A 22,471-nucleotide genomic window follows, 5' to 3' on the forward strand; every position below is an offset into this window, starting at 1 on the left:
ACCTTAAAGTGACATCAGTTTCTTATCACGTTCCCACTCTTCCGGCGTGAAAGCCTTAATAGAAAGAGCATGGATGTCATTGCGTTGAATGTATTCCATTAGTGGGCCGTAGATTAGTTGCTGCTTCTTAACTCGATTCATGCCGTCAAAACATGGATCAACCGCAACAACTTCGTAATGACTGCCTTCCCCTTTCACGAAAATTTCCTGAAGGTTCAGTGCTTCTGCTAATAATTCTTGTACTTTTGTGCTGTCCACAAATAGCTCCTGCCTAATTTTTTATGTGTTCTGCCATCATTGGCTGGATATTGCTCAATTGGAACAACGTTCGTAATTGTTCTGGCACGAAACTGAGCATTATATGACAGTTTTGATTTTTTGCATGCTCTAATAAGTGAATTAGCATCACCATTCCTGCTGAATCGACTCGATTTATATGGCTAAGGTCAATTTCAACGCTCGATTCCGTCGTTTGCCACTTTTCCAATATACGCCAGATTGCAGGGACACTGTCTCGGTCTAAATCACCGAACAGTTGATACTCTTTAGAGCTTAGTGCTTGCCATTGAGAATGGCTCATTATTTGTTACTCTCAAAACGAATCGGTTGTGCGGCTAATTTCTCTAGTTCGTCTGCAACTTGTAAGATGCCTTCTTGACGAATCTTAGTATTCCACTCCGATTGCTTGCTCGACAACAAGCTAATACCTTCGGCAACCATATCAAATGCTTTCCACTCGCCAGATTTCTTGTCTTTGCGAAGCTTAAATTCAAGCTTAATGTTTGGTCGCGGCGTATCGATGATGTCGACCTTGATACTGGTAATGCGGCTATCCGCTTTGATTTTTGGTTCTGGACCAAATTCAATCGTCTGATCTGTGTATTGAGTCAGCACTTGGGCATAAGAAGAAACAAGGTATTTACGGAATGAATCGATAAACACGCCCACGTCTTTTCTATCCGCGCCTTTCAAGTTTGGTCCAAGTAACTTAAGAGCTGCATATTGTGCATTCACATAAGGCATCAACTCTTCTTCCACGATGACCTTCAATAACTCTGGATCTTGGTGGATGTTGTCTTGTTCACTCTTCAAACGCTCAAATGCCACTTCGGCAACTTGAGTCATCATCTGGTAAGGCTGAGTACGGTCAATCGATTCTGCAGCAAAGGCTTGGGTAGAAATAAGCAACGCCATTGCCGCCATAAACATTGATTTCAAGTAACCAATAGCTTTTAAATAACTAATAGTTTTCAACATTATCTTATTCCTTAGCTTCGCTGTCATTAGAACCACCAACGCTATACAGCACTTGGCCAATCAAATCTTCTAGTACCAATGCTGACTTAGTGTCTTCAATTGAATCACCATCGACCAACATCTCTTCATCATCAAAAATGAAGCCTGGAACCAGACTAATGTACTGCTCACCAATTAAGCCAGATGTTAAAATTTGAGCACTAGAGGTATCTGGAAATTGTGAGTACTTCCCGTCAATAGACAGTTCAACGACAGGAAGGTAGCTCTCGGTATCAAGCTCAATGCTTTTAACTCGTCCAACAACGACGCCACCCACTTTCACTGGAGAACGAACTTTTAGGCTGCCAATGTTGTCAAAGGTCGCTTTTAGATTGTAAGTATGGTTCGAACCTATGCCTTTTACGTCAGCGACTTGAAAGATCATGATTAAGATTGCGCAAATTCCGGCAATAACAAAGGTGCCGACCCATAATTCTAATTTTCGAGTTTGTTGCATGATTAATTCCCAAACATCAATGCGGTAAGAACAAAATCTAGCCCTAGTACCGCTAGAGAAGAGTGCACTACAGTGCGTGTGGTTGCCTGACTGATACCTTCTGAAGTCGGTACTGCGTCATAACCATTGAAAAGTGCGATCCAAGTTACGGTGATAGCGAAGACCATACATTTGATCATGCTGTTACCAATATCTCGGCCAAGTTCTACTGAAGACTGCATCGCAGACCAGAAACTGCCGTGATCAATGCCTTTCCAATCAACACCAACCAGTTGACCGCCCCAAATACCTACCGCCATAAAAATCATAGCAAGCAATGGCATTGAGATAAGCCCGGCCCAAAGACGTGGTGCAATAATGCGTTTAAGAGGGTCAACGGCCATCATCTCAAGGCTTGAGATCTGCTCTGTTGCCTTCATTAACCCAATCTCTGCCGTGAGTGCTGAACCGGCTCGACCTGCAAATAATAACGCAGTCACCACAGGCCCCAACTCACGCAACAGTGAAAGCGCGACCATTTGACCAAGGTTTCCCTCAGCGCCGTAGTCAATTAACACGACATAGCCCTGCAGGCTGAGCACCATGCCGATAAACAGACCCGAAACTAAAATAATAGCCAATGACTGAACGCCAACGCTATAAAGTTGTTTTACTAATAAGGGGAAGTTTTTTAGTCGCGGGATGCCAAACAAAGCCCCAAATAACATCAGGCTTGCTCGACCAAATGACTCACAGCTCGCAAGTGTACGCTTACCGACACCCGCAATAGTTTTAACAATCATATTAAAACAAATCCTTTTCTAAGCTCTTCGCAGGGAATCTAAATGGTACTGGACCATCGGCTTCGCCTTGCAAAAATTGCTGCACTCTCGGATCGCTATTGTTGTACAACTCATCAGGTGTTCCAGCGGCAATGATCTTGCTATCTGCCATGAGGTAAACCCAATCAGCAATACTCATCACCTCTGGCACATCGTGAGAAACAACAATCGAGGTTAAGCCCAAGGCTTGATTGAGATTTCGTATCAATTCAACCAATACGCCCATGGTGATGGGATCTTGGCCAACAAACGGCTCATCGTACATGATAAGTTCTGGATCCAGTGCGATTGCGCGCGCCAGTGCGGCACGCCTAGCCATTCCGCCAGACAACTCACTCGGCATCAATTGCGCAGCACCACGTAATCCTACCGCTTCAAGCTTAAGTAATACGATGGTACGAATGAATTTTTCATTAAGTTCAGTGTGCTCTCGCAGCGGAAACGCCACATTATCAAAGACATTGAGATCCGTAAAAAGCGCACCCGATTGGAATAGCATGCTCATTTTCTTACGTGCTTGATATAGCTTTCGACGTGATAATGCAGGGATATTGTCACCATCAAACCAAACTTCGCCTTCATCTGGCGGCAGTTGCCCACCGATCAAACGCAGTAAAGTCGTTTTGCCGATCCCAGACGGCCCCATGATGGCGGTTATCTTGCCTTGAGGCACCTCTAAACTGATGTCATCAAAGATAACGCGGTCACCGCGTGAGAAGCTGAGGTTCTTAACTTTCACAAGCTCAGTGTTCAACATATTTTTGTTGTTTCCTTGCTTTAAAAAACGCCAATTATGGCTGCAATAATAATGAGTCTACTTTAGAATTAAAAGCACTGTTCAATTAATTCATATTAAACAGGAATCTATGCAGGGATTTGAAAGCATTAAGAAATTATCTATTGATCTCTCTTTCTTGCCTGCTAACTGGTAATTAATTTGCCGAGTGACTTCCCTTTTATCTAGCAACAGGTCAAAATTAGCGGTTAATTCTCCGTTTTTATTAATTTTTTAGGAATCATCATGCTTGAAGCGATTGCGTTTCTTATTATCGGTCTAGGTTTTTTGGTGTGGAGTGCAGATAAGCTGGTTTACGGTGCCGCTGCTCTTGCTCGCAACTTCGGTATTTCACCACTAGTTATCGGTATGACGATCTTAGCAATGGGGTCTTCGGCTCCTGAAATGATGGTTTCTGCGACAGCAGCCCTTGATGGCAAAACAGATACAGCTGTAGGCAACGTACTGGGCTCTAACATCGCCAACATCGCGCTGATTTTAGGTATTACAGCCCTTATCAAGCCGTTATCGATTAGCTCAGGCGTGATTCGTCGTGAACTACCATTAATGATCGGTGTCACTCTGCTAGCGGGCGCCCTATTGTGGGATAACCATTTAGGCTTCTATGAAGGCGTGTTGTTGTTTGTTCTTTTTGCCGCGTTTTTGTTTGCTATGTTGCAAATCAGCCGCAGCGAGAAAAAGAACGGCGATGCTTTCCTTGATGAGCAAGAATCAGAGATCCCTGAAGGCGTAAGTAACCCTAAGGCTGCAATGTGGGTCGTGATTGGTCTAATCGTCCTACCTTTAGCTGCTGATATGCTGGTAGATAACGCTGTGATCATCGCGAAGTTCTTCGGCATGAGCGACCTTGTCATTGGTTTAACCATCATTGCTGTTGGTACTAGCCTTCCTGAACTTGCAGCATCACTAGCCGGCGTTATGAAGGGTGAAGATGATATGGCTGTAGGTAATATCATTGGTTCAAACGTATTCAACATCCTTGCTGTTATGGGTATCCCGGGCATCCTAAACCCTTCGATCTTGAGCGAGTTCGCTATGGGTCGTGACTTCTGGGTAATGCTAGGCGTATCGCTACTACTTGTTGTGATGGCACTAGGAAAATCTCGTAGTGTGAATCGTATTGAAGGCGGCGTGTTAATTGTGACGTTCGTGGCCTACCAAAGTTACCTATTAATGAACATGTCGGCTTAATTGTTGATTTAACTTCCCGTACTTGGAGTATTTGATGTCTCAGCCATTTGATTACCGCAGCGTTGCAAAACAAGTTTTGGAAACCGAAGTTGCAGGTCTCACTCAATTAGACCAATATTTTAATGATGATTTTTGTAAAGCTTGCGACCTTATCCTGAACAACAAAGGCAAAGTCGTTGTGATGGGCATGGGTAAATCAGGCCACATTGGCAACAAAATCGCAGCAACATTGGCAAGTACCGGGACATCGGCTTTCTTTGTTCACCCAGGCGAAGCGGCGCATGGCGACTTAGGCATGATCGAACCTGGTGATATTGTGATTGCAATATCCAACTCCGGCGAATCGGGAGAAATCCTCAGCCTATTTCCTGTGTTAAAGCGTCTGAGCATCAAGATCATCAGCATGACAGGCAAGCCAGCATCAAACATGGCAACCCTGTCTGATATCCATTTACAAATTTCAGTACCGGAAGAAGCTTGTCCGCTGGGCTTAGCACCAACAACAAGCACCACGGCGACTTTGGTCATGGGTGATGCATTAGCCGTTGCACTTTTGCAGGCTCGAGGCTTCACCGCTCAAGACTTTGCCCTGTCTCATCCTGGTGGCGCTTTAGGTCGTCAGCTGCTGTTGAAGCTCGACGACATCATGCACACAGGCGATTCACTTCCTGTTGTAGCACCCGACGCACTAGTAAGAGACGCTCTACTAGAGATATCTCAGAAAGGCTTAGGCATGACAGCAATCGTTGGTGAAGATGGCCAAATGGCCGGTATTTTTACCGATGGTGATTTACGCCGTATCTTAGACAAACGCGTTGATATCCATAACACGCAGATCGGTGATGTGATGACGCTAAACCCGACGGTAGCCGAGCCAAACATGCTCGCGGTTGAGGGCTTAAACTTGATGCAAGCGAAGAGCATCAATGGCCTGATGTTATGCCAAGAAGGTAAATTAGTCGGAGCGTTAAACATGCATGACTTACTGAAAGCAGGAGTAATGTAATGACACAGACAGTCGAAACTCTATACGGCACTGTTAATTCAGATGTATTTGCAATTGCAAAAGAGATCAAACTGCTGATTTGCGATGTCGATGGTGTCTTCTCTGATGGTCGCATCTACATGGGCAACAACGGTGAAGAGCTGAAAACCTTCCACACTCGTGACGGTTACGGTATCAAATCACTGATGAACGCAGGCATTGAAATCGCGATCATCACGGGTCGCAAATCTCAAATTGTTGAGAATCGTATGACCGCTCTAGGCATTAAGCTGATTTATCAAGGTCAAGACGATAAAGTTAAGGCATACCAAGATATTTGCGATAAGCTTTCTGTAAACCCTGAAAATACAGGTTACATCGGAGACGATCTGATTGACTGGCCTGTAATGGAAAAAGTTGGCTTGAAGGTCTGTGTGGCAGATGGGCACCCGCTACTTGCAAAGCGTGCAAACTACGTGACAACCATTAACGGTGGTCATGGCGCGGTACGTGAAGTCTGTGACCTTATTTTACAAGCAAGAAATGAACTCGACGTGCATAAAGGTTTAAGCATATGAGTTTTACTCGTATTATCTATTTAATACTCATATTTATTGCCTCTTGGTCGACCTATTACTTGTACGACAAAGAGCAAACATCAACGATACAAGTGGCTCCAAATTTGGAGCTGCCCGCGTTTAGTGGCAAAAGCCTGAACAACATTAGCTACGACGAAAGCGGTATTCGCAGCTATCAGGTTGAATCGACGTATTTAGAACACTACTCAGTAGTTGGCGATACGCACTTTCAAAACCCAGTTCTTTCGGTATTCCGTGAAGGGCACACGATTGAATGGCAAGTCACCGCTGATCGCGCGATTATGGATGAGAATCAAGTTGTCACGTTTTATGACAACGTCGTGGCAAAGAACCTGTTGCCAGAAGCCAGCTTCGATACAATGACCACAGATAAAATGGTTGTTGAGCTGCCTAGCCGAGATTTTTATTCAGAGACTCCGGTCCATATGATCGGTACATTTTTTGAAACTGAGGGACAAGCAATGAAAGGTAACTTCGGTACCAACAATGCAACCCTCTTTAATTCTGTTCAAGGTAGATATGAAACTCTTACACCTTAGTTTATTCGCTTTGACCCTTGCGGCACCTAATGTCTATGCTCTGTCTTCGGATAGTGAGCAACCTGTCTACATTGACTCAGACAGCCAGCAATTGGATATGAAAAGTAACCAAGTGACTTTCCTTGGTGATGTGAACCTTAAACAAGGCAGCATCAATATCAATGCCGATAAGGTTATTGTTACTCGTAACGCCGTAAACGGTGAGATTGAAGAAATTCAAGGCTTCGGTAAGCCAGCAACCTTCTCTCAGCTTACTGACGACGGTAAGACACTCTACGGTGAAGCTGACGACCTGCACTACCAGCTTGTTGCCGACCGACTGATCATGACTAAGAATGCGATGTTATCTCAAGATGGCAGCATCATTCGCGGTTCTAAGATCACTTACCAGATCGGTTCTCAGAAATTAGTCGCTGACAGTGGTGAAAACAAACGAGTGTCAACGGTTTTACAACCAACGGAAGTGAATAAGTAACGATGGCTGTTCTTAAAGCAAAAAACCTAGCGAAAACCTACAGTAAACGTAAGGTTGTTACCGATGTAAGCTTACAGGTAGAGTCAGGCCAGATCGTCGGTCTGCTTGGGCCTAACGGTGCAGGTAAAACCACATCTTTCTATATGATTGTTGGTTTGGTGGCGCGTGATGAAGGTACCATCAGCATTGATGACCGAGACATCAGTATCTTACCAATGCACAGCCGCTCTCGTCTTGGTATCGGTTACCTGCCTCAAGAAGCATCGATTTTCCGTAAGTTGTCCGTAGAGAACAACATCATGGCGGTTTTACAAACCCGTGATGAAATGACCAACGAACAACGCCAAGATAAGCTGGAAGACCTGCTAGAAGAGTTCCACATCCAACATATCCGCACCAGCAATGGTATGGCTCTGTCGGGTGGTGAGCGTCGTCGTGTAGAGATTGCTCGTGCACTAGCAGCAAACCCGCAGTTCATTCTATTGGATGAACCATTCGCCGGTGTTGACCCGATCTCAGTAATCGATATCAAAAAAATCATTGTTCACCTGCGTGATCGCGGCTTGGGCGTTTTGATTACCGACCACAACGTTCGTGAAACATTAGACGTGTGTGAAAAAGCTTACATCGTAAGCCAAGGACACCTGATCGCTGAGGGTACTCCTGAAGATGTTCTCAATAACGAACAAGTTAAACAAGTTTATCTAGGCGAACAATTCCGTCTATGATTATATAGAGAGTATCGAGAGTTCTAAGAATAATAACTAGGTAAGTCACACTGAATGAAACCCTCATTACAACTTAAGCTAGGCCAACAGTTAGCAATGACTCCTCAATTGCAGCAAGCGATTCGTTTGTTGCAATTGTCTACTTTAGATTTGCAGCAAGAGATTCAAGAAGCACTTGAATCTAACCCACTACTCGATGTCGAAGAAGGCAATGAAGATACGCCAACATCGGAAGAAAAACCTAGCAGTGACGAAAAAGAAACTGTTGAAGCCACAGAGCAAGACTTACCTGATAGCTCAGACTTAATCGAAAAATCAGAGATTGGCAACGAACTAGAAATCGACACAACTTGGGAAGACGTCTACAGCGCGAACACCGGTAACACGGGTATTGCGATTGATGACGACATGCCGGTTTATCAAGGCGAAACCACTCAAAGCCTGCACGATTACCTACTTTGGCAACTCGACTTAACGCCATTCACTGACACCGACCGAAGCATCGCTTTTGCATTAATCGATGCCATCGACGACTACGGCTACCTCACTGTAACTTGTGAAGACATCCTTGAAAACTTCGACAATGAAGAGATCGAGCTTGATGAAATTGAAGCGGTACGTAAACGAATTCAGCAGTTTGATCCGCTAGGTGTCGGTTCAGTCAACCTGCAAGATTGCTTGTTACTGCAACTGGCAACCTTTCCCCAAGATACGCCTTGGCTTAACGAAGCTAAGTTAGTACTTACTAGCCATATCGACCAACTCGGCAATCGCGATTACAAACTGGTTATCAAAGAGACCAAGTTGAAAGAAGCAGAACTACGTGAAGTTTTGCAACTGATTCAACAGCTGGACCCTCGTCCTGGCAGTAAGATTACTCCGGATGAAACTGAGTATGTGGTTCCAGATGTATCTGTCTTCAAAGACCTTGGCAAATGGTTAGTGACCATTAACCCTGATAGCGTGCCTAAGTTGAAAGTGAATCAGCAGTACGCTGATCTGGGCAGTAAAGGCAACAGCGCCGACAATCAATACATCCGCTCAAATTTGCAAGAAGCAAAGTGGTTAATTAAAAGCCTAGAGAGCCGAAATGAGACGCTACTCAAAGTTGCGCGATGCATTGTTGAACATCAGCGTGATTTCTTCGAACATGGCGAAGAAGCGATGAAGCCAATGGTTCTTAATGATGTTGCGTTAGCTGTTGATATGCACGAATCCACGATCTCTCGTGTGACGACTCAAAAATTCATGCATACGCCACGTGGCATCTTCGAGCTCAAATACTTTTTCTCAAGCCATGTCAGCACTGACAATGGCGGTGAATGTTCATCTACAGCAATTCGCGCACTCATCAAGAAGCTTGTCGCAGCGGAAAATACCGCGAAGCCTCTAAGTGATAGTAAGATTGCTGCTTTACTGGCTGACCAAGGAATTCAGGTAGCTAGACGTACCATAGCGAAATACCGTGAGTCTCTGGGCATTGCCCCATCGAGTCAGCGTAAACGCCTGCTATAAGCTCATTTAGTCGCTAGTTACTTAGCAACTATGATCAGGCAACCAACTGAAAAGGAAAGTCTATGCAAATCAATATTCAAGGCCATCACGTTGATCTTACCGATTCAATGCAAGACTATGTTCACACCAAATTCGACAAACTTGAGCGCTTCTTTGATCATATCAATAGCGTTCAGGTTGTTTTAAAAGTTGAGAAAATCAATCAAATCGCAGAAGCTACCCTGCATATAAATCAGGGGGAAATCCATGCGACAGCAACAGATGAAAGCATGTATGCCGCGATTGATTCATTGGTTGATAAACTCGTCCGCCAACTCAACAAGCACAAAGAAAAGCTAAGTAGTCACTAACATGCAATTAAGCGAAGTACTTTCATTGGACTGCACCAAAAGTGCAGTCCAATGCACAAGCAAAAAAAGAGCCCTTGAGCTCATCAGCCAGATAGCAGCTGAGAGCTGCGGTCAAGATTCAACAGAGCTATTTGAGTGTATGTTGAGCCGTGAGAAGATGGGCAGTACCGGTATTGGTAATGGTATCGCGATTCCCCATGCTCGTATGAATGTCAGTGATAAAGCGATAGCTGTATTACTGCAATGCCAAGATCCTATCGAATTTGATGCGATTGATAATCGTCCTGTCGACCTACTATTTGCCCTGCTTGTTCCTAGCGAACAATGCAAAGAACATCTAAAAACCCTTTCTTGTATGGCAGAACGACTAAACGACAAGCAGACTCTTAAACAGCTGCGTAATGCTCAGAGCGATCAAGAGCTTTACGACATCATGATTCAAGTGCCAACTTGCGAGCAATAACATGCGATTAATCGTGGTTAGTGGCCAATCAGGGGCCGGTAAAAGTGTTGCGTTACGAGTCCTAGAAGACTTGGGGTATTACTGTGTCGATAATCTACCAGTAAACCTGCTCAACAACTTTGTCGAATCGGTACGCGAAAGCAACCAAAACGTTGCGGTAAGTATTGATATACGTAACCTACCGAAAGAGCCTCAGTTAGTCACCGACACGCTCGAGCAACTCGAGTCAGCTACAAACATCGATGTTGATGTATTGTTCCTCGATGCCAGCAAGCAGACACTCCTTAAGCGCTACAGCGAAACCCGCAGAATCCACCCTTTATCAATTGGCCAAGAAAAGCTCTCTCTTGAGCAAGCGATTGATTTAGAGAAGACACTTCTGACACCTCTCGCAGAGCACGCCAGCATTGTGATCGACAGCAGTGACTGCAACCTCTACGAATTGAGTGAAAAGGTTCGATTTAAAGTTGAAGGCAAAGAGAAGCAAGAGCTGATCATCGTCTTTCAATCTTTCGGTTTTAAGTATGGCTTGCCAAGTGATGCCGACTACGTGTTTGATGTTCGCTTTTTGCCGAACCCTCACTGGGAACCTGCACTACGACCACTAACCGGGCTAGATGCACCAATTCACTCCTTTCTAGAAGAACACTCAGAAGTTCTGGAACTCAAGCAACAGATCCAAGGCTTTGTTGAACAGTGGTTACCAATGTTAGAGAAGAACAATCGCAGTTACCTAACGGTCGCGATTGGCTGTACTGGCGGCAAACACCGCTCGGTTTATCTAACCCAGAAAATTGGTGAGTACTTTGAGCAACTTGGCCATCAAGTTCAAATCAGACACGCCTCCCTAGAGAAGCACCAACAGGGCTAACCATGGAATTAACTCGAACTGTACTGATCCAAAATCGCTTGGGTCTTCACGCTAGAGCAGCCGTAAAGTTGGTTGAGCTTGCACAAAGCTTTGATGCCACTATCACAATTCATAGTGAAGAAGATAAAAGTGCCACCGCAGACAGCGTAATGGGGTTACTTATGCTGGAATCAGCGCAAGGGCAACATATTACGATTCAAGCTGCAGGTACCGATTCACAGCAAGCACTGGATGCCGTCTGTCATCTCATTGAAGACAAGTTTGATGAGGGTGAGTAGCGAAAACGCTTCACTCACAACGCCTAAGACTCAAACAACGAACCAACCAATATTAAATCTTAGTTCTATCTAAGTTTATGATTTAAATAAGCCCCAGAATTAAGTTACTATTCCAACCATTGTTAGAATAATGAGATAGGAGGAAAATATGGCAGAGCAATTAGAATTCGACCAAGCTCACCAAACCCTCCAAGAAGTCAGCGAAGCCCTAGAAAACGGCCGATTTGTTCACGTACGCCGACAACTTCAGGACATGGAGCCTGAAGATATTGCACACCTTTTAGAAGCCTCCCCTCGCAAAAGTCGTGACGTACTCTGGCAACTCACCGATCCTGAAGACTACGGTGAAATTCTTGATGAACTAAACGAAGACGTCAAAGATGCTCTTGTGTCGAAAATGGCACCTGAGACCTTGGCAGAAGCAACCGAAGGTATGGAAACCGATGACGTCGCGTACGTACTTCGAAGCCTACCCGACGATGTTTCTCGCGAAGTCCTTTCTCAAATGGACTCCGTCGATCGTGCATTAGTTGAAACTGCCCTGTCGTACCCTGAAGATTCAGCGGGTGCGATCATGAACACCGACGTAATCACGATTCGTGGTGATGTCGATGTTGACGTTGTATTGCGCTACATGCGTATGCGTGGTGAACTGCCGGATGCAACTGATGCTCTGTATGTTATTGATGAAGAAGAACGTCTTATCGGTAACCTATCACTTACCACGCTAGTAACGACTCAACCTGATGTCCCTGTTTCAGAAGTGATGGATGATGCCGACGAAGCGATCGCGGTAGAAACCAGTGCGTCAGATATCGCGAGCCTGTTTGAACGTCGTAACTGGGTTTCTGCGCCTGTCATCGATAGTAACCAGCACCTTGTTGGTCGTATCACCATCGATGACGTGGTTGATGTTATCCGTGAAGATGCCGAACACTCAATGATGAGTATGGCGGGTATGGACGATGACGAAGATACCTTCGCACCGGTCGTAAAATCTGCTCGTCGTCGTAGTGTGTGGCTTGGTGCTAACGTACTCGCAGCACTTGCTGCCGCATCAGTATCGAATATGTTTGAAGCAACGCTCGACCAAATGGCAGCGATTGCAGTACTGATGACTATCGTACCTTCAATGGGTGGTGTTGCCGGTAACCAAACCGTTGCTCTGGTGATTCGTGGTTTGGCACTCGGTCATATCGGTGACAGTAACAAACGCGAACTGCTACTCAAAGAGGCAGCCATCGGCTTCCTAAACGGCGTTCTATGGGCCGTTATCATTGGTGGTATCGTGGTGGCTTGGAAAGGTAACTGGATACTGGGAGGCATCATCTCAGCGGCGATGATGACCAACTTGATTGTCGCAGGTATTGCTGGTGTAACTATCCCAGTGATGTTGAAGAAGATGAATATCGATCCAGCCCTTGCTGGCGGTATGGCACTGACCACAGTAACCGATGTTATTGGCCTATCGGTGTTCCTAGGCTTAGCGACCATACTGATCTAGTTAGCATAAGCAGTTAGCCAATTTTTGGCGAAATACAGAAAACAAAAAGGGAGCCACGGCTCCCTTTTTTAATTCATCAGATTCGCTTTAATTGAATTACTCGCCTGCGACTTTCATTGACTCAAGCAAGATTGAACCCGTTTGAATTTGCGAACGTGTTTCTACGTCGTTACCCACAGCAACAATCTGAGTAAACATGTCTTTTAGGTTACCTGCGATTGTTACTTCTGATACTGGGTATTGGATCTCTCCGTTTTCAACCCAGAAACCCGCAGCGCCACGTGAATAATCACCCGTTACGGTGTTTACGCCTTGGCCCATCACTTCAGTGACTAGGAAGCCAGTACCCAACTCTTTTAGCATCTGCTCAAAGTTTTGACCGGTCGATTTAACGAACCAGTTATGAATACCACCAGCATGACCGGTTGGCGTCATATCCATCTTACGTGCGGCATAGCTCGTTAGTAGGTAAGTTGCTAGCACACCGTCAGTGATGATTTCACGATCTTGAGTGAACACACCTTCGCTATCGAATGGGCTTGAAGCCAAACCACGCAAGATATGTGGTCGCTCAGAAATGTTAAACCAGTCAGGTAGGATTTTCTGACCGAGATGATCCAATAGGAATGACGACTTTCGGTAAAGGTTACCGCCACTGATCGCCATAACAAGGTGACCAATCAAGCCAGTTGCCACATCATTAGCGAACATAATTGGATACTGGCCTGTTGGTAGCTTTTTCGCATCCAAACGGCTAATGGTCTTTTCTGCAGCTTCTTGACCTACACGCTCAGGCGTCCACAGCTCGTCACGGTGACGTGCAACGGTGTAGCTGTAGTCACGCTCCATCTCACCGTTAGCGCCTTGTCCAATTACACAGCAGCTCGTGCTATGACGACTAGAAGCATAGCTTGCTAGTAAGCCATGGCTGTTACCATAAACCTTAACGCCATAGTGGCTGTCGTAGCTTGCGCCATCACTCTGTTTGATCTTATCGCTAGAAGCTAACGCTTGCTTCTCAGCAGCAATCGCAATCTCAGCGGCATAGTCAGGGTTTGGTTCATCAGGGTGAAAAAGATCCAAATCTGGAATTTCTTTTACCATGTATTCTTTTGCCGCAGGACCGGCAAATGGGTCTTCAGAAGTGTACTGAGCGATATCAAGTGCGGCCGCGACGGTTTGAGCAATCGCCTTTTCACTCAGATCAGATGTAGATGCGCTGCCTTTTTTCTGGCCGCGATAAACAGTAATACCTAGCGCACCATCACTATTAAATTCAACGTTTTCCACTTCACACATACGTGTTGAAACACTTAAACCCGTTGACTTAGTAATAGCGACCTCAGCTGCGTCTGCACTCACTGATGCCATATCCAACGCTTTAGCTACTGCGGCTTCTAGCTCAACTCTTTGCTGGGCGACTTGCTGTTTTACATCCATATCTATTCTAATTTTTTAGGTCAATATTACGTAGGATAACAAGAATTTCGCTTTCTCCCCAAGATTCTTGCTAAAATAGGCAATATATTCGTTTGAGATAGTGACATAGGCAGAAAAGATGGCTCGCAAAAACCAAAAAGCCCCATGGGAACCAGAAGAAGAAATCATCTGGGTAAGTAAGACAGAAATGAAAACGGACATGGATGCCCTGCAAAAGCTGGGAGAAGAGCTTGTTGGTCTAAAGCCTTCTGTATTAGATAAATTTCCGCTGTCTGAAGATTTGGCACAAGCGATTAAAGATGCACAACGCTTTAAAAATGAAGCGAAGCGTCGTCAACTTCAATACATTGGTAAAGTAATGCGTAATGTCGATCCTGAGCCAATTCAAGCGGCTTTGGATAAAGTACGTAACAAGCACTCACAAGCAACAGCTGAACTACATAAGCTTGAGCAACTGCGTGATCGTGTTGTTGCTGAAGGTGATGCGGCTATTTCAGAAGTAATGGAAATGTACCCTGAAGCAGACCGTCAGCGTCTTCGTCAGCTAGCTCGCCAAGCTAACAAAGAGAAATCAGCGAACAAGCCTGCAAAGTCTTCTCGTGAGATCTTCCAAATCTTAAAAGAGCTAAAGCTAGAAGACTAATCTTTGTCGCTTTATTCTGTAAGACAATAAAAGACCTAGCGCATGCTAGGTCTTTTTGTTTTTGACGCACTCGATATCAAGAAGCACTCAATATCAATAAATACTCACAGGAGTGATGAGTCGTCACTCACCCGCTTTAACAAATGAGCTTAATTCTGTCTGTGGATGATCCGCCGTCAGTGCCTCTATCGAGTCTTCAACCAACACCTTACCTAGCGCCACAAACACAAACTTATTCGCGATACTGCGTGCGTCACCTAAATGGTGAGTCACCATCAAGACCGTAATATTTCGCTCTGCCGCTAATCGCTTCACTAAGCTAAGCATCTCTTCACGCAGCAAAGGGTCAAGCGCAGAGAAAGGTTCATCAAGCAGCCAAATATCATGAGGTTGGACAAAACAACGCGCTAACGCGACACGCTGGCGTTGACCACCGGATAAGTGCTCAGGCAATCTATCCAAATACTCTGCAACACCTACTTGTGCGGCTGCTTGCTCAACTTTGAGCTTTTGGGTTGCCGTAAGCTTTAATCCCGGGTGCAGACCTAAACCAATATTTTCACTCACCGTGAGATGGGCAAACAGGTTGTGCTCTTGAAACAACATCGCCAACGGACGCTGATGTGCTTCTTTACCAATAAGCGACTGCCCAGCCACTGATATCTCACCCGATGTAGGCTCGATGAAACCAGCAACTAGCGCCAACAGTGTAGATTTACCCGCACCACTCGGCCCCATAAGCGCAACAATATCGCCCTGCTCAGCTTGAAAATCAAAGCTAAACAACTCTCTGTGATAATGGTAATCCACATCTTTCATCACTAACATCATCGGTTCCTTAATTCTTTAGCATCGAGCTTAGATCTTCGAGTAAATAAGAATTCTATTAAGCTAAAACTGCCGACACTCAGTAACAGTAAGCTCACAGAAACTACCGCCGCCGCTTCCATTTGATAGCTGCCTAACAATTGGAATAGGTACAAAGGCAGAGTTCTAAAATCTTGGCTACCAAACAAAGCAATCGCGCTTAAGTCACCCATCGCCAACATAAAGCTAATCGAGAAGGCTTGCGCCATCGGCTTACGCAATGCTCGCCACTCCACTAACCTAAAACGCGTGAAACCTGTCATACCCAAGCTTGCACACACATACTGGTACTGCTGAGACAAATGCAGCATAGGTTGAGCTAGGGTTTTAATTACGTAAGGCAGCGCCATTAAGCTGTTGACGGCAATCACGATAAAGAAAGCTAAACTGAATACATCGGTGAATGAACGCAGTAATAAGAAGATACCCGTACTGATCACCAGCCCCGGAGTCACCAAGATAATAGTGCCAATCAGCTCGATTTTATCGGCTCGAAAATTCTTGTTCTGTAAACGCCATGCTCGGCTAGTCAGTAGTATGGCGATACCAATACCAACTGCGATAACACTTGCTAATGACGCGACTTTAACCGAGGTCATTAACGCCGCCCAAAACGGCTCGCTGCTGAGTACGGTTAATGCCTGCGAGTTAATTCCACTGACGATAACCATAGCTAATGGCGGCAATACCAGCATTGAGACTATGATGATCCAAAAGCTATCCCAAGCTTTTGACCACCAGCTGTCCTTAACCAAATATTTCTCTTCCGACAGCTGACTGGCCGTCACTGAAATAGGCTTCGATAGGCGTTGAATGCTCACCGCTAGCACACCACACAGCAGCATTTGCCATATCGCGAGCAAGGCACCAGCTTGAAGGTCAAAGTCGAATTTAATCGCCTGATAAATAGCGAGCTCGATAGTGGTTGATTTAGGTCCACCGCCTAGCGCCATCACGGTAGCAAAGCTGGTAAAACACAACATGAAGACTAAGCCACACACATGTGGTAATTGCTGTCTTAAGCGAGGCCATTCAACCCATCTGAATTTGTTCCAATGACTCATACCCAAGTGAGCACAAAGCTTGTGTTGCTCGGCAGGCACGGTATCTAACGCTTGCAGAAGTAAGCGACTGGCATAAGGCAAGTTGAAGAAAACGTGCGCCAGCAAAATACCATTCAATCCGTATATGGAAAATGGCAATTCAATATCGAAGTTCGCCAAAAACTTAGCTAACCAACCACTATTGCCATAGATCGCAAGTAAGCCAAATACACCCACTAACACTGGCAGGACTAAGGTCGACGCGAACAGCCTTAACAACAAAGCGCGTCCAAAAAATTGTCTACGACACAGCGCATGAGCAATAGGTATAGCAAAGCCAACACTCAGCACCGTTGAGAGTGTCGCCTGATAAAAACTGAATTTCGTTACATGCCAATAGTAGGGATCGGACCATACTTGGCTGATATCAAGAGAAGGGGCATTGCTAAGCAATGCCCCAACTGCTGAAACCACGAAGGCGGTAATGAGTATCGCTACCCAAATCCCAACCTTAGGTGTTTTCTTTATCATAGATTGATTTTTTACCGTAAATGGTTCGCTCAGTTAACATCGAACAAACCTTTAAATACAGAAAGTTAGAAAGCTAATTTTTTAAAAGCAAATTAAAAAGTAAGTGCACTCTGCCATTCACGAATCCATGGCTTACGCTTAGCTGCAATTTCTTCGGGCGTAAAGCTTAGCGCTTTCTGAGGAACCGTAAGTTGCTCGAACCCTTTTGGAAGCTCAATATCGGTCACTGGGTACATCCAGTTGCCTGTTGGCATCGCCGATTGGAATTCATCACTTAGGATAAACGCCATAAACTCATCAGCAAGCTTTTCGTTCTTGCTGCCTTTAACCTTAGCGGCCACTTCCACTTGAGTGTAATGCCCTTCTTCGAAGCTTGCTGCTGCATACTTAGAATCGCTTTCAGCAATAATGTGGTAAGCCGGAGACGTTGTATAAGACAACACTAAATCCGACTCGCCTTCTAGGAACATAGAGTAAGCTTCAGACCAGCCTTTGGTTACAGTCACTGTTTTCTGAGCAAGCTTCTTCCATGCTGCTGTCGCTTCATCACCGTATACTGATTTCATCCAAAGCATCATGCCTTGGCCTGGTGTTGATGTACGTGGATCTTGGTAGATGACCTTAAGATCATCACGCTGCTCAACCAGTTCTTTCAAGCTCTTCGGCGGGTTTTCCAGTTTCTCTTTATTGTAAACAAAAGCAAAGTAGCCAAAGTCATAGGGTACAAAAGTGCTGTCGTTCCAACCATTAGGAAGCGTTACCGATGACGTATCAACATTATGCTCAGCCAATAAGCCCGTCGCTTTCGCTTCAGCCATCAGGTTGTTGTCGAGACCTAGCAAGATATCGGCTTTGCTGTTGCCGCCCTCAAGACGTAAACGGTTCAGAATAGACACGCCATCTTCTAGAGCGACAAAATTCACATCACAACCACACTTCTCTTCGAATGCTTTTTCAACGGCAGGACGAGGGCCCCAATCCGCAGCAAAAGAGTCATAGGTGTATATAGTCAAAGTGTTGTCTGCAGCAAAGGCAGAAAAAGAAATAGCTGTAGTAACAGCAAGGGTAGTTAATGTGAATTTCACTGGACGCTCTCCATGGTCTGAGCGGCACAGGTTTGAGGGAGGAGAACGGTAGAGGTTGTTCCTAACTCAATTCCTACGCCAGCATTATCTGGTTCAGGTTTACGGGTCCCAAGCACCTGCTTGATCTCAGCTCGCATTCATTATTTGAATGGTTCGCTCCCCGATGAGTGTTCAGAATTGTAATTTGATTTTTAACAATAAGCTATCAAGTTTGGATCAATTACGTTGATCGTAACCCCAACGTGGCACTAAACCTTGTTCGATACCAAGGTGATCTAGAATACGCGCCACCATAAAGTCGACCAGATCTTCAATTGACTTGGGTTGATGATAAAAACCCGGAGCTGCAGGCATGATCGTTACGCCCATGGTCGAAAGTTTGTGCATGTTCTCGAGATGAAGCGTCGAAAATGGCGTCTCGCGAACCACCAACAACAATTGGCCTCGCTCTTTCATGACTACGTCTGCTGCTCGCTCAATCAGGTTATCTGATAGACCATGAGCAATCGAAGCCAAGCTTCCCGCTGAACATGGACAAACGACCATCTGTTTAGGTGCTGCTGAACCAGAGGCAACCGGCGAGAACCAATCATCTTTGCCACACACCACCAGCTTTTCAGGGTCGCAGCCAAGATGTTTAACCAAAGCTTGTTTCGCCGCATCTGGCCCAGCAGGTAACTTAAGTTCATGCTCGGTCGCCAATACCACTCGCGCTGCCGATGAAATCAGCAAGTAGACCTGATAATCGGCTGCCAAAAGGCATTCAAGTAAACGCAGGCCATAAGGCGCACCGGATGCGCCAGTGAAAGCAAGGGTTATCGCTTTATCGTGTTTTGTCATGTTCTCAATTACTTCAAATTATAAGGTCGTGGATGCCGTTAGCCTTTGAGTGCCAATCCATCCAACAGTTTTTGATGAATGCCACCAAAGCCACCATTACTCATTACCAAAATTTGGTCGCCAGCTTGTGCCTCTGAGACAATTTTAGCAACGAATGCATCCATGTCATCACTCACGTGTGCCGGTTGGTGACAAGCGTCTGCAACATCTTGAACTGACCAATCAATGTTATCCGGTTGGAATAAGTAGGTAGAATCCGCTTGTTTAAGCGAATCAGCCAAGGTTTCTTTATGCACACCACGTTTCATGGTGGCGGAACGAGGCTCTAAAACGGCAATGATTTTTTTCGAGTCGACCTTATTACGTAAGCCGCCGAGCGTAAGTTCAATCGCCGTTGGGTGATGAGCAAAATCATCATAAACAGACACACCTGCCACCTCGCCTTTAAACTCCAAACGGCGCTTAGTATTAATAAAGGTAGCTAGTGATTCACAAGCAAGGTCAGGTGTCACGCCCACATGACGTGCAGCTGCAATCGCCATCAAAGCATTATTTACGTTGTGGTCGCCCACTAAATCCCAATTTACGGTTCCAACACATTCATTTTGGAAGTAAACCTCAAATTGAGAGCCATCTTTGACCAGTTTCTTGGCATCCCAGTCGCCTTGCTCGCCACTCGATTCAGTTTCACTCCAGCAACCGCGAGCTAGAACATCTTCAATAGCGCTGTCTTGCTTAGGTGAGAAAATGCGACCATTGCTTGGCACAGTACGCACCAAATGATGAAATTGTCGCTTAATCGCTTCAAGATCGTCAAAGATGTCCGCATGATCGAACTCTAGGTTATTCATCACTAAGGTTCTTGGGTGGTAATGAACGAACTTAGATCGTTTATCGAAAAAAGCACTGTCGTATTCGTCGGCTTCTACCACGAAGAACATGCTTTCACCAAGGCGAGCAGAGATACCAAAGTTACCCAACACTCCGCCAACTAAGAAGCCCGGTGCATAGCCACAGTCTTCCAAGATCCAAGCCAACATACTGGAAGTTGTGGTTTTACCGTGAGTACCGGACACCGCAAGAACCCAGCGGTCATGCAATAAGAACTCTTGCAGCCATTGTGGACCAGAGGTGTATCTAAGGTTGTTATCCAAGACATACTCAACACATGGGTTACCACGGCTCATCGCATTACCGATAACCACCAGGTCAGGCCTAGGCTCTAGTTGGCTTGGGTCGAACCCTTCAATAATTTCAATCCCTTGCGACTCTAACAAGGTGCTCATTGGTGGGTAAACATTCGCGTCACTACCCGTAACCTTGTGACCTAATTGACGAGCCAATACCGCAGCACCACCCATGAAGGTGCCACAAATTCCTAAGATATGAATATGCATAAATTGCTTCCAAAACGCTTGGCTAAATTAACAGTGGCTAAATTAACAGTGCCTAATTAAAACGGCTTGTACTCATTATCATTAAATGACGCTTAAAAGCGAGCAGCAATGCAAAACAAATTGAGTCGACATAGTAAGTGAGATCTGTGTCGCTTAGTTCATTACCATTAAAAAGATCTAACCTTTAGAATTTAGGTAAGCGTCTAGATGAATAAAGCCCACTTAAGAGGCAAATTCTATGGTGCTCAAATCCCCCCTAATATTCAGAGAAGTTTAAGGAAATAACATGTCTGAGATGCGCACCCTTGGTGAGTTCATTGTTGAGAAACAGAGTGACTTTCCCCATGCAAGTGGTGATCTATCATCCCTTTTGTCATCAATTCGTCTTGCTGCAAAAATTGTTAACCGTGAAATCAACAAAGCAGGTCTTGTCGACATTACTGGCGCTGTTGGTACAGACAACGTTCAAGGTGAAGAGCAGCAGAAGCTAGACCTTTATGCGAACGACAAATTTAAAGCGGCTCTAGAAGCTCGTGACCAAGTTTGTGGTGTTGCAAGTGAAGAAGAAGACGAAGCGGTTGCCTTCAATAAAGAGCTCAACAAAAACGCAAAATACGTCGTGTTGATGGACCCACTTGATGGTTCATCAAATATCGATGTAAATGTATCGGTTGGTACGATTTTCTCTATCTACCGCCGTGTCTCTCCAATCGGAACACCACCGACTCAAGAAGACTTCCTGCAACCAGGTCACAAACAGGTAGCTGCCGGCTACGTAATTTACGGTTCTTCAACCATGCTGGTTTACACAACTGGTGCTGGCGTAAATGGTTTCACCTACGATCCATCTCTGGGTACTTTCTGTCTATCTCATGAAAACATGATGATTCCAGACGAAGGCAAGATCTACTCGATCAACGAAGGTAACTACATCCGCTTCCCAACCGGTGTTAAGAAGTACATCAAATACTGTCAGGAAAGCGAGCCAAGCGATAACCGCCCTTACACGTCACGTTACATTGGTTCTCTTGTGTCTGATTTCCACCGTAACTTGCTAAAAGGCGGCATCTACTTATACCCAAGTACAGAGAGCCACCCTCAAGGTAAATTGCGTTTGCTTTATGAATGCAACCCTATTGCTTTCCTTATGGAGCAAGCTGGCGGTATTGCATCAGACGGTGCACAGCGTATCATGGATATCAAACCAACTGAGCTACACCAACGTGTGCCTTTCTTCGTTGGTTCAACAAAAATGGTACGTAAAGTAGAAGAGTTTCTTGAGCTGAACCCTGAGTAACCCTCTCATTTCATTCTCAAACTAACGCTATTAAAAAGCCAGCACCTCAGTGCTGGCTTTTTGTTGTCTCGTAAGGTGATTAACTAGTTAGGAATCATTGTTCCGCTGACACCAGTTACCCGAAAGTATTTCTTTATTAGCTGTTAGATCAAGCTGATACAAATATACCCATGCTAATCCAAATATAGTCTCTATTTGCTCGCGACGATACTCAACAGGAACATCTTCTAGCCGATCGAGCGACTCTAAAATTTCGTCGTTAATGATATAGACCTCACCAGCGACACTTTTCTTTCCCAAAATCATCGCCGGATAGGCACCTAAATCAAAAAGTGCGTATTCCTTAGGTGTATCAAACTGCCCTAATAAATCGCAGCCCTGCAAATAATGGTGATTGGACTGACCTTGCCTCAAGGTTCCATAGACAAAAACAAGATGCTGCATATGCCCTCCCATACGG

General features: G+C 45.2%; 27 protein-coding genes and 1 riboswitch. Of the genes, 14 read left to right on the plus strand and 13 right to left on the minus strand.

What is annotated here, in order from left to right; translation table 11 throughout:
* Window positions 1–3: 3 nt before the first annotated feature.
* The 6 genes from ibaG to mlaF are packed head-to-tail and all read right to left on the minus strand — an operon-like array spanning window position 4 to window position 3,331.
* Window positions 4–258, minus strand: a complete 255-nt coding sequence (gene ibaG, locus AB6E78_RS13940) for a BolA family iron metabolism protein IbaG (RefSeq protein WP_017058924.1) — start codon at window positions 256–258, stop codon at window positions 4–6.
* A 13-nt stretch (window positions 259–271) separates the two neighbouring features.
* Window positions 272–580: a lipid asymmetry maintenance protein MlaB gene (locus tag AB6E78_RS13945; RefSeq protein WP_017058923.1), complete on the minus strand. Its 309-nt coding sequence runs from the start codon at window positions 578–580 to the stop codon at window positions 272–274.
* A complete protein-coding gene (locus AB6E78_RS13950) occupies window positions 580–1,209 on the minus strand; it encodes a phospholipid-binding protein MlaC (protein ID WP_120459707.1) in 630 nt (209 codons plus the stop codon). The genes AB6E78_RS13945 and AB6E78_RS13950 overlap by 1 nt, the downstream gene beginning before the upstream one ends.
* 52 nt (window positions 1,210–1,261) lie before the next feature.
* On the minus strand, window positions 1,262–1,753 hold the full coding sequence (gene mlaD, locus AB6E78_RS13955; RefSeq protein WP_017058921.1) for an outer membrane lipid asymmetry maintenance protein MlaD: 492 nt from the start codon (window positions 1,751–1,753) through the stop codon (window positions 1,262–1,264).
* Window positions 1,754–1,755: 2 nt separating this feature from the next.
* Complete coding sequence (gene mlaE, locus AB6E78_RS13960) at window positions 1,756–2,535, minus strand: lipid asymmetry maintenance ABC transporter permease subunit MlaE (RefSeq protein ID WP_017058920.1); 780 nt, start codon at window positions 2,533–2,535, stop codon at window positions 1,756–1,758.
* Between the two features lies 1 nt (window position 2,536).
* A complete protein-coding gene (mlaF, locus tag AB6E78_RS13965) occupies window positions 2,537–3,331 on the minus strand; it encodes a phospholipid ABC transporter ATP-binding protein MlaF (RefSeq protein WP_017058919.1) in 795 nt (264 codons plus the stop codon).
* A gap of 264 nt (window positions 3,332–3,595) precedes the next feature.
* Here mlaF and AB6E78_RS13970 point away from each other — a divergent pair, with 264 nt between their 5' ends.
* The 12 genes from AB6E78_RS13970 to mgtE all read left to right on the plus strand — a co-directional run bounded on the left by AB6E78_RS13970 (window position 3,596) and on the right by mgtE (window position 12,868).
* Complete coding sequence (locus tag AB6E78_RS13970; RefSeq protein WP_017063737.1) at window positions 3,596–4,561, plus strand: calcium/sodium antiporter; 966 nt, start codon at window positions 3,596–3,598, stop codon at window positions 4,559–4,561.
* Between the two features lie 34 nt (window positions 4,562–4,595).
* Window positions 4,596–5,567 (plus strand): arabinose-5-phosphate isomerase KdsD, encoded by a 972-nt coding sequence (gene kdsD, locus AB6E78_RS13975; protein WP_017058917.1) that lies wholly within the window; start codon window positions 4,596–4,598, stop codon window positions 5,565–5,567.
* Window positions 5,567–6,124: a 3-deoxy-manno-octulosonate-8-phosphatase KdsC gene (gene kdsC, locus AB6E78_RS13980; protein WP_017058916.1), complete on the plus strand. Its 558-nt coding sequence runs from the start codon at window positions 5,567–5,569 to the stop codon at window positions 6,122–6,124. Before kdsD ends, kdsC begins: the two co-directional genes overlap by 1 nt.
* Window positions 6,121–6,684, plus strand: a complete 564-nt coding sequence (gene lptC / locus AB6E78_RS13985) for an LPS export ABC transporter periplasmic protein LptC (protein ID WP_004735306.1) — start codon at window positions 6,121–6,123, stop codon at window positions 6,682–6,684. Before kdsC ends, lptC begins: the two co-directional genes overlap by 4 nt.
* Window positions 6,665–7,159 carry a lipopolysaccharide transport periplasmic protein LptA gene (gene lptA, locus AB6E78_RS13990; RefSeq protein ID WP_017058914.1) on the plus strand — a complete coding sequence of 165 codons (495 nt, stop codon included), beginning with the start codon at window positions 6,665–6,667 and terminating at the stop codon, window positions 7,157–7,159. Before lptC ends, lptA begins: the two co-directional genes overlap by 20 nt.
* A gap of 2 nt (window positions 7,160–7,161) precedes the next feature.
* Window positions 7,162–7,887, plus strand: a complete 726-nt coding sequence (gene lptB / locus AB6E78_RS13995; protein WP_004735304.1) for an LPS export ABC transporter ATP-binding protein — start codon at window positions 7,162–7,164, stop codon at window positions 7,885–7,887.
* 54 nt (window positions 7,888–7,941) lie between these two features.
* Entirely contained in the window at window positions 7,942–9,402 is a 1,461-nt protein-coding gene (locus AB6E78_RS14000) for an RNA polymerase factor sigma-54 (protein ID WP_017058913.1), read from the plus strand.
* Between the two features lie 62 nt (window positions 9,403–9,464).
* Entirely contained in the window at window positions 9,465–9,752 is a 288-nt protein-coding gene (gene hpf / locus AB6E78_RS14005; protein WP_009847742.1) for a ribosome hibernation promoting factor, read from the plus strand.
* Window position 9,753: 1 nt separating this feature from the next.
* Window positions 9,754–10,215, plus strand: a complete 462-nt coding sequence (ptsN, locus tag AB6E78_RS14010; protein WP_004738707.1) for a PTS IIA-like nitrogen regulatory protein PtsN — start codon at window positions 9,754–9,756, stop codon at window positions 10,213–10,215.
* A gap of 1 nt (window position 10,216) precedes the next feature.
* Complete coding sequence (gene rapZ / locus AB6E78_RS14015) at window positions 10,217–11,086, plus strand: RNase adapter RapZ (protein ID WP_017063735.1); 870 nt, start codon at window positions 10,217–10,219, stop codon at window positions 11,084–11,086.
* A 2-nt stretch (window positions 11,087–11,088) separates the two neighbouring features.
* On the plus strand, window positions 11,089–11,364 hold the full coding sequence (locus AB6E78_RS14020) for an HPr family phosphocarrier protein (protein WP_017063734.1): 276 nt from the start codon (window positions 11,089–11,091) through the stop codon (window positions 11,362–11,364).
* Between the two features lie 148 nt (window positions 11,365–11,512).
* Window positions 11,513–12,868, plus strand: a complete 1,356-nt coding sequence (gene mgtE / locus AB6E78_RS14025; protein ID WP_017058911.1) for a magnesium transporter — start codon at window positions 11,513–11,515, stop codon at window positions 12,866–12,868.
* 96 nt (window positions 12,869–12,964) lie between these two features.
* Here mgtE and pmbA read toward each other — a convergent pair whose 3' ends face one another.
* Entirely contained in the window at window positions 12,965–14,308 is a 1,344-nt protein-coding gene (pmbA, locus tag AB6E78_RS14030; protein WP_372133824.1) for a metalloprotease PmbA, read from the minus strand.
* Window positions 14,309–14,426: 118 nt separating this feature from the next.
* Between pmbA and yjgA the strand changes: the two genes are divergently transcribed.
* On the plus strand, window positions 14,427–14,951 hold the full coding sequence (gene yjgA, locus AB6E78_RS14035) for a ribosome biogenesis factor YjgA (RefSeq protein ID WP_017058909.1): 525 nt from the start codon (window positions 14,427–14,429) through the stop codon (window positions 14,949–14,951).
* Window positions 14,952–15,074: 123 nt separating this feature from the next.
* On the opposite strand, the gene thiQ is transcribed toward yjgA, so the two are convergent.
* The 5 genes from thiQ to mpl all read right to left on the minus strand — a co-directional run bounded on the left by thiQ (window position 15,075) and on the right by mpl (window position 20,714).
* Window positions 15,075–15,779: a thiamine ABC transporter ATP-binding protein gene (gene thiQ, locus AB6E78_RS14040; RefSeq protein ID WP_137001871.1), complete on the minus strand. Its 705-nt coding sequence runs from the start codon at window positions 15,777–15,779 to the stop codon at window positions 15,075–15,077.
* Window positions 15,779–17,392 carry a thiamine/thiamine pyrophosphate ABC transporter permease ThiP gene (gene thiP / locus AB6E78_RS14045; protein WP_017058907.1) on the minus strand — a complete coding sequence of 538 codons (1,614 nt, stop codon included), beginning with the start codon at window positions 17,390–17,392 and terminating at the stop codon, window positions 15,779–15,781. Before thiP ends, thiQ begins: the two co-directional genes overlap by 1 nt.
* A gap of 92 nt (window positions 17,393–17,484) precedes the next feature.
* Window positions 17,485–18,477, minus strand: coding sequence for a thiamine ABC transporter substrate binding subunit (gene thiB, locus AB6E78_RS14050; protein ID WP_102320274.1), 993 nt, complete (start codon window positions 18,475–18,477; stop codon window positions 17,485–17,487).
* A 53-nt stretch (window positions 18,478–18,530) separates the two neighbouring features.
* Window positions 18,531–18,650: riboswitch (TPP riboswitch) on the minus strand.
* 43 nt (window positions 18,651–18,693) lie between these two features.
* Window positions 18,694–19,317: a flavin prenyltransferase UbiX gene (locus tag AB6E78_RS14055; RefSeq protein WP_016787846.1), complete on the minus strand. Its 624-nt coding sequence runs from the start codon at window positions 19,315–19,317 to the stop codon at window positions 18,694–18,696.
* A 38-nt stretch (window positions 19,318–19,355) separates the two neighbouring features.
* Window positions 19,356–20,714 carry a UDP-N-acetylmuramate:L-alanyl-gamma-D-glutamyl-meso-diaminopimelate ligase gene (mpl, locus tag AB6E78_RS14060; protein WP_017071296.1) on the minus strand — a complete coding sequence of 453 codons (1,359 nt, stop codon included), beginning with the start codon at window positions 20,712–20,714 and terminating at the stop codon, window positions 19,356–19,358.
* A gap of 286 nt (window positions 20,715–21,000) precedes the next feature.
* Between mpl and fbp the strand changes: the two genes are divergently transcribed.
* Window positions 21,001–22,011 (plus strand): class 1 fructose-bisphosphatase, encoded by a 1,011-nt coding sequence (gene fbp / locus AB6E78_RS14065; RefSeq protein WP_008220458.1) that lies wholly within the window; start codon window positions 21,001–21,003, stop codon window positions 22,009–22,011.
* An 87-nt stretch (window positions 22,012–22,098) separates the two neighbouring features.
* On the opposite strand, the gene AB6E78_RS14070 is transcribed toward fbp, so the two are convergent.
* Window positions 22,099–22,455 (minus strand): gamma-glutamylcyclotransferase, encoded by a 357-nt coding sequence (locus AB6E78_RS14070; protein WP_017069403.1) that lies wholly within the window; start codon window positions 22,453–22,455, stop codon window positions 22,099–22,101.
* Window positions 22,456–22,471: the final 16 nt, after the last annotated feature.

It is taken from the genome of Vibrio sp. 10N.247.310.98 (assembly GCF_041467395.1).
GTDB lineage: Bacteria > Pseudomonadota > Gammaproteobacteria > Enterobacterales > Vibrionaceae > Vibrio > Vibrio crassostreae_C.

Coding starts and splice junctions, on each gene's coding strand:
- mpl (WP_017071296.1), bottom strand. CDS start 20,714: ATGCATATTCATATCTTAGGAATTTGTGGCACCTTCATGGGTGGTGCT.
- thiP (WP_017058907.1), bottom strand. CDS start 17,392: ATGATAAAGAAAACACCTAAGGTTGGGATTTGGGTAGCGATACTCATT.
- kdsD (WP_017058917.1), top strand. CDS start 4,596: ATGTCTCAGCCATTTGATTACCGCAGCGTTGCAAAACAAGTTTTGGAA.
- mlaD (WP_017058921.1), bottom strand. CDS start 1,753: ATGCAACAAACTCGAAAATTAGAATTATGGGTCGGCACCTTTGTTATT.
- AB6E78_RS14070 (WP_017069403.1), bottom strand. CDS start 22,455: ATGCAGCATCTTGTTTTTGTCTATGGAACCTTGAGGCAAGGTCAGTCC.
- AB6E78_RS13945 (WP_017058923.1), bottom strand. CDS start 580: ATGAGCCATTCTCAATGGCAAGCACTAAGCTCTAAAGAGTATCAACTG.
- lptC (WP_004735306.1), top strand. CDS start 6,121: ATGAGTTTTACTCGTATTATCTATTTAATACTCATATTTATTGCCTCT.
- AB6E78_RS14000 (WP_017058913.1), top strand. CDS start 7,942: ATGAAACCCTCATTACAACTTAAGCTAGGCCAACAGTTAGCAATGACT.
- fbp (WP_008220458.1), top strand. CDS start 21,001: ATGTCTGAGATGCGCACCCTTGGTGAGTTCATTGTTGAGAAACAGAGT.
- lptA (WP_017058914.1), top strand. CDS start 6,665: ATGAAACTCTTACACCTTAGTTTATTCGCTTTGACCCTTGCGGCACCT.
- kdsC (WP_017058916.1), top strand. CDS start 5,567: ATGACACAGACAGTCGAAACTCTATACGGCACTGTTAATTCAGATGTA.
- AB6E78_RS13950 (WP_120459707.1), bottom strand. CDS start 1,209: ATGTTTATGGCGGCAATGGCGTTGCTTATTTCTACCCAAGCCTTTGCT.
- AB6E78_RS14055 (WP_016787846.1), bottom strand. CDS start 19,317: ATGACAAAACACGATAAAGCGATAACCCTTGCTTTCACTGGCGCATCC.
- hpf (WP_009847742.1), top strand. CDS start 9,465: ATGCAAATCAATATTCAAGGCCATCACGTTGATCTTACCGATTCAATG.
- yjgA (WP_017058909.1), top strand. CDS start 14,427: ATGGCTCGCAAAAACCAAAAAGCCCCATGGGAACCAGAAGAAGAAATC.
- mlaE (WP_017058920.1), bottom strand. CDS start 2,535: ATGATTGTTAAAACTATTGCGGGTGTCGGTAAGCGTACACTTGCGAGC.
- AB6E78_RS14020 (WP_017063734.1), top strand. CDS start 11,089: ATGGAATTAACTCGAACTGTACTGATCCAAAATCGCTTGGGTCTTCAC.
- lptB (WP_004735304.1), top strand. CDS start 7,162: ATGGCTGTTCTTAAAGCAAAAAACCTAGCGAAAACCTACAGTAAACGT.
- rapZ (WP_017063735.1), top strand. CDS start 10,217: ATGCGATTAATCGTGGTTAGTGGCCAATCAGGGGCCGGTAAAAGTGTT.
- mlaF (WP_017058919.1), bottom strand. CDS start 3,331: ATGTTGAACACTGAGCTTGTGAAAGTTAAGAACCTCAGCTTCTCACGC.
- thiQ (WP_137001871.1), bottom strand. CDS start 15,779: ATGTTAGTGATGAAAGATGTGGATTACCATTATCACAGAGAGTTGTTT.
- mgtE (WP_017058911.1), top strand. CDS start 11,513: ATGGCAGAGCAATTAGAATTCGACCAAGCTCACCAAACCCTCCAAGAA.
- pmbA (WP_372133824.1), bottom strand. CDS start 14,308: ATGGATGTAAAACAGCAAGTCGCCCAGCAAAGAGTTGAGCTAGAAGCC.
- AB6E78_RS13970 (WP_017063737.1), top strand. CDS start 3,596: ATGCTTGAAGCGATTGCGTTTCTTATTATCGGTCTAGGTTTTTTGGTG.
- ptsN (WP_004738707.1), top strand. CDS start 9,754: ATGCAATTAAGCGAAGTACTTTCATTGGACTGCACCAAAAGTGCAGTC.